This window comes from Myroides sp. LoEW2-1 (assembly GCF_009767705.1).
Taxonomy (GTDB): Bacteria; Bacteroidota; Bacteroidia; order Flavobacteriales; family Flavobacteriaceae; genus Flavobacterium; species Flavobacterium album_A.
Genome location: NZ_WSPP01000209.1, coordinates 1 through 6148, shown reverse-complemented (window position 1 = coordinate 6148; position 6148 = coordinate 1). Strand labels below are relative to the sequence as shown.

3 protein-coding genes are annotated in these 6148 nt (G+C 32.0%); 1 reads left to right on the top strand and 2 read right to left on the bottom strand.

The window, feature by feature from the left end; all coding sequences use genetic code 11:
- The first annotated feature begins 230 nt into the window (after positions 1-230).
- Positions 231-2675, top strand: coding sequence for an ATP-binding protein (locus GOQ24_RS12055; protein WP_160339802.1), 2445 nt, complete (start codon positions 231-233; stop codon positions 2673-2675).
- Between the two features lie 52 nt (positions 2676-2727).
- Here GOQ24_RS12055 and fabV read toward each other — a convergent pair whose 3' ends face one another.
- On the bottom strand, positions 2728-3921 hold the full coding sequence (gene fabV / locus GOQ24_RS12050; protein WP_160339801.1) for an enoyl-ACP reductase FabV: 1194 nt from the start codon (positions 3919-3921) through the stop codon (positions 2728-2730).
- Between the two features lie 144 nt (positions 3922-4065).
- Complete coding sequence (locus tag GOQ24_RS12045; protein WP_160339800.1) at positions 4066-6048, bottom strand: OmpA family protein; 1983 nt, start codon at positions 6046-6048, stop codon at positions 4066-4068.
- Positions 6049-6148 lie beyond the last annotated feature (100 nt).

Genomic DNA, 6148 nt, shown 5'->3' with positions numbered 1-6148 from the left:
GTATAGATTTTCTCTCTTTAGTAGGAACCACATACTCAAATATACAATAAAAAGTTAAATACAAACACTATTATTACATTAATTCTTAAATAATCAAACTATTTCATATAATTTAATTTTTACAAAACAAAACCTACCTAAGATTAAACTGGATTATTCACTTTTAATTACAATTCAAGCTTACTTCTTTGTAATTTTGCTCGTTAGTGAATGATATTAGCCAATCAAATATGAAAAACTCCTTTTCCATTAAACTCAAAATAGCAGTTCTATACTTAATACTTTTTACAGCAGTAATAGCTTCGGGAATATATATTTACAAAGAAGCTAAAAAATTTACTGTACCAGAACTTCACATGGTAAATGAAAATAACAAAATCTTTTTGGTTAGCAGTACTATAAATGATCTCTACAATTCCGAAGCATATGGTAGAAATGCTATTTTAACTGGAAATCAAAAAGATATACAAACTTACTTTGCCCAACTTGATACAATTGTCAGTCATATCAGTCAAATACAAAAAGATGTAAAGGATCCAGTAACGTATGATAAATTGAATACTGTAAATGACCTTTTAGCAAAGAAAAAGAAAAGTGTTGCAGAGTTAGTTAAAGCCAGAAAAGCAATCAACGAATCAGGTGACTACAAAGAAGCTTTTGATGAAATTTATAACTTAAGAGAAGAAATTGAACAAAATATTCAACCAATAATTATTCAAAGTAGAGATAAGCAGAAAAGAAGTGCATGGGCAAGGCTTTTTAAAGGTGATAACACGGACACTATTACCACAACTATTAATTACCCAAGCATCTCTGACTCTCTGATATCCGCTATGGAAAAAATAGTCTTGAGTACACAAAATAAAATTGATCAAAAACAAAAAGCCCTTTTCCAACAAGAGCAGCAACTACTCGTTGAGAATAAACACATTACTGATCAATTAAGAGATATATTGCAAAATGTAGAGAAAAATATCATCTCACTTTCTTATCAAAAGATTAACGAATCTAAATCACACATAAGCACAGCCTCCACCAATATTGCATATATAGGTGGTTCAGCACTTTTAGTGATTATTATTTTAGGTTTTATTATAATCAAGGACGTAAATCAAACGCAAGAATACAGAGTTGCCTTAGAAAAGCTAAACAAAGAAAAAGAAGAATTATTGCGAAGCAAAACAATGTTGTTTGCAACGGTTACTCACGATTTACAAACTCCTTTAGGTGGCTTAATTGGCTTCACTGATTTACTTAACCAAACATCTCTTGATGACAAACAAAATCAATACGTCAAAAACATAAAAACTTCCTCTCAGTATATACGCAACTTAGTAAATGATCTTACCGATTTTTCTAAACTTGAGAATAACAAGTTAACTATACAAACTCAACCAACAAATTTAACTGAACTAATTCAGAATACTTGCTTATTGTTACAACCCAATGCAGACAATAAGAAAATAGAATTACTTTGGGATATATATCCTGTTCTAAATTTAAACATCGTTACTGACCCATATAGAATAAAACAAATACTGACAAATCTGATCTCAAATGCAATCAAATTTACACAGGTAGGACACGTAAAAGTTAGCGCATTAAAGAAAGAGGATTCTATCAGTATAAAAGTTGAAGACACTGGCATTGGGATCCACAAAGATAATGTCAAGAATATCTTTCAAGAATTTAGACAAGCCCATGACGGAATCGAAAAGAAATTTGGTGGTACTGGATTAGGGTTAAACATATCGCAGCGATTAATTAATTTGCTTGATGGAACAATTACAGTTGATAGCAAATTAGGATTAGGATCAGCATTTGAAATTGTTATTCCGTACATTGAAGCTATTGAAGGAGAACAAAGCGAACAAACAAATTCATCAAGTTTAAAGGAAACAAATATTCTAAGTGACCTTTCAATACTTGTGATTGACGATGATAAGATACAATTGCAATTAATGGAAGAAATACTTAGCCCTATCTTTAAAAGTGTTGTCTTGAAAAATGATCCTACAGAAGTAATTTCATACCTACAAAATAACACAATAAATCTAATTTTGTCAGATATACAAATGCCGAAAATGGATGGTTTTGAATTATTAAATCAAATTCAACAGAATAACTTTACAAAGGACATACCCGTAATAGCACTATCTGGAAAAAGAAACCTTTCAAATGAAGACTTCACCAATGCTGGATTTACTGGTTCGCACCCTAAGCCTTTAGATTTAAATGAATTATTAAAGCTAATTGCAAAGATATTTTATCCAAATACCACTTTTCAAGTTAGTGTTGAAACTCCAACAACTACATTTGAAAATGAGAAAAACAACAAACCTTACAATACAAATACACTTAAACAATTCATAGGAGATGACATAGAAGCTCTAAAAAATCTACTTGTCATATTTATAGAAAGTACACACGAAAACTTATTAGACCTTGACTATGCCGCTGAAGAAATGGATATAGATACTTTGAGTAATATAGCTCATAAGATGCTTCCAATGTTTAGACAATTAGAGATCAAGAAGATAATCCCTCTCTTAGAGGCTATAGAAGATAAATCTAAAGCTTATAACACTAAAGAAGCACTTGATACTGATATTCAAAATTTGAAGCAGCAAATCACATTTATAATCGATTTAATCCAAACAGAACATATTCACTAAACAAAAAAAGAGAGCTAATAGCTCTCTTTTCTATTTAAAACAATAATCTATATTATTTAATACTTTCAACAGAAGTTAGTTCATCTGATTCAACGTTATAGTCAATATTATCAAACTCAAAACCGAATAAATTAAAGAAATCTCTTCTATAACCAGCTAAGTCAGAAATACTTTCAATATTCTCAGTAGTCACTTTATCCCATAATTCAGCTACTTCAGCCTGTACATCTTCACGCATTTCTAAATCGTCTACACGAATACGCCCTTCACTATCTAAAACTACGTTATCAGCATACAAGCGGTCTGCAAATAATCTTTGCATTTGCTCCACACAACCTTCGTGAATCCCCTTTTCTTTCATTACTTTATATAACAAAGAAATATACAATGGAACAACAGGGATAGCAGAACTAGATTGAGTAACCAAAGCCTTATTAACTGATACATAAGAAACTCCATTCAAGTCACCAAGTAGTTCATTCAGATATGGAACAGTACCTTCTAAATCATTCTTAGCCATACCAATAGTACCATTTCTATAAATTGGATAAGTCAATTCAGGTCCAATATAAGAATAAGCAACTGTTTTACACCCTTGAGCTAAAACACCCGCAGCTTTTAAATCTTCAATCCAAAACTTCCAATCTTCACCTCCCATTACAGCAATTGTATTGTCTATATCAGATTGCTCAGTAACAGGATTAATAGTAATATCAGAAACTACACCAGTGTGAAAATCTACAGTTTTGTTAGAGAATGGTTCACCTATTGGTTTCAAAACAGAAGCAAAATTCTCTCCACTCTTTGGATGAGTCCTTCTTGGAGAGGCCAAGCTATAAACTACTAAATCAATTTGTCCTAAATCTTTCTTAATTAGATCAATAGCCTCTTTCTTGATTTCATCAGAGAAAGCATCACCATTAATACTTTTTGCATATAATCCAGCAGCATGAGCTTCTTTCTCAAACGCAGCAGAGTTATACCATCCAGCAGTTCCAGGACGTCCTTCTGTACCAGGTTTCTCGAAAAACACTCCAATAGTAGCAGCATTCGAACCAAAAGCAGCAGAGATACGAGAAGCTAATCCAAAACCAGTAGAAGCCCCTATTACTAAAACTTTTTTTGGTCCATTATTAATCAGTCCTTTTGACTTAACATATTCGATTTGCTTTCTAACATTTTCAGCACATCCTTCAGGATGAGAAGTTAAGCAAATAAATCCACGTGTTCTAGGTTGTATAATCATTATAAATTTATTTCTACTAAATGAATTAATTCCAAAGTGCAAATTACATAATTTCTGTGAACAATGCACATAAAGGTTTTATAAAATATAGGAATAAAAAAAGGAGTTCCAATGGAACTCCTTCTCTTTATATAAAACTTAATTTTATAATCCAATTACAATAAACTCACTACGTCTATTTTTTTGATGCTCACGCTCACTACATGGAACATTGTTCTTACAGTGATTCATGATTTGGCTCTCACCCATTCCAATACCTTTAATTCTGTTACGGCTAATACCTTGTTTTACTAACCAATCTACAGTTGATATCGCTCTTCTTTCAGATAATCTCATATTATAAGCATCAGGTCCTGTTGCGTCTGTATGAGATCTAACTTCTAATTTTAATTGAGGGTAATTTAACATTAATGAAGCTACTTTAGATAATTCTATTTGAGCATCTAATCTAATATTAAACTTATCAAGGTCAAAATAAATTGGTTGCAAGTTCAACACCTTAGTTAAATCATCACCTTCTTTTACTCTTACATCATCACCATAACCTGTAGTTCCACCATATTCATATCCTGGGATAACAAGCTCTTTACTTCTATTTAAAGCAAAATCAACAACAATGTCTACATTCTTAGTAACAGGATCAATTGCAGTTTCAGCAGAATTATAACCTGGAGCTTTAGCAGCAATAGAGTATTCACGGTTAATCTTCACATCTGTGAATTTATATTCACCTCTCTTATCAACTTCAATTTGATCAATCAATCTGTGTTTTTCATCATATAAGAATACGAACGCATCCCAAATTGGTTTATCAGTAGCCTGGTCAACAACTTTACCTCTGATTTCTTGGGCAACATTTAATTCTGTACCTAACTTCATACGAACAAAATACAAATCATCTTTTCCTTCACCATTAGGTCTATTTGAAGTAATAAATCCAAATTTAGACTCAGGATCCAAATACATTGCGAAATCATCGTGAGAACTATTGATAGAGTTACCTAAGTTAACAACCTCTCCAAAAGTACCATCTTCATAAATTTGCACTCCATACAAATCCAATCCTCCTAAACCAGGATGACCGTCAGAAGCGAAATACAAAACATTATCAGAGCTTACAAATGGAAAACTTTCTCTACCTTCCGTATTAATCTTGTCACCTAAATTCTCAGGAACCCCGAATGTACCATCACGATATAGCTTAACTCTATATAAATCAGACTGACCATATCCTCCAGGTCTATCTGAAGAAAAGTATAACCAATCTTGATCAGGACTTAATGCTGGTTGAGATGAGTTAGCATGAGGTACGTTAATAGATAACTTCTCAACATCCCCCCATTTACCTTGACCAAATGAATAAGCTCTATACAAACTTACTAACATAGTTCCATCTGAATAACGAGTATTCTTATCACCACGTGTATTACTTGAAAAATACATAGCACGTTGATCAGCACTAAATACTGCGTTTGCCTCGTTAAAATTACCATCAAGCTTCTTAGCAAATGGTTTTACTTCACCAATGTACCCATCTATACGAACTGGGGCAGAAAATAATTTAGTGTAAGGATCATTTGTCCAACTGTGTATCTTATCTTTTCTGAATTTACTTTTTTGAGAAGATGCATAAACAATTTCTCCTTTATACAAAGCTGATCCGTATTCAGAAAATTCTGTATTAACACTATTCAATAACTTAACTTTATACCCTTCTCTATTGCTATTTACTTCAGTAATATAGTTAGGATCTGCTAAGTATTTTTTAATACGACCATCTTCTGGAAACTTATCTGCCAATAAATCCATTTTTGCATTTGCTACAGTATAATCTCCTAAAGTTCTAACTGTTTGCACATAGCGGTAGTAATTATTCAAATCTTCAATCTCTTGAGAAGATTCTATCTTACCAAATGCTTCTTCAAACCAGTGATTAGCTTCAATATATAAACCATTTTCGTAATATGCATTTGCTAAACCCAATACAACTTCTTGAGAGGCTTTACCTTTTTTTACTAACTTTTCATAAGAATCGATAGCATCAGCAAAGGCTAATCTCTCAATTTGCTTATTCACTCTGGCTAATTCTTTCTTAGACTGCCCGAAAGTAGTATTAACAGAAAGCATAAGGGATCAATCTCAAAAGTTGTGTGTGAATTAAAAACTACAGATCTTTGTAATAATAAATAATAACCGTGGAAAACTATATTGAGTTTGTAAAAATGAT

Coding starts and splice junctions, on each gene's coding strand:
- GOQ24_RS12055 (WP_160339802.1), top strand. CDS start 231: ATGAAAAACTCCTTTTCCATTAAACTCAAAATAGCAGTTCTATACTTA.
- fabV (WP_160339801.1), bottom strand. CDS start 3,921: ATGATTATACAACCTAGAACACGTGGATTTATTTGCTTAACTTCTCAT.
- GOQ24_RS12045 (WP_160339800.1), bottom strand. CDS start 6,048: ATGCTTTCTGTTAATACTACTTTCGGGCAGTCTAAGAAAGAATTAGCC.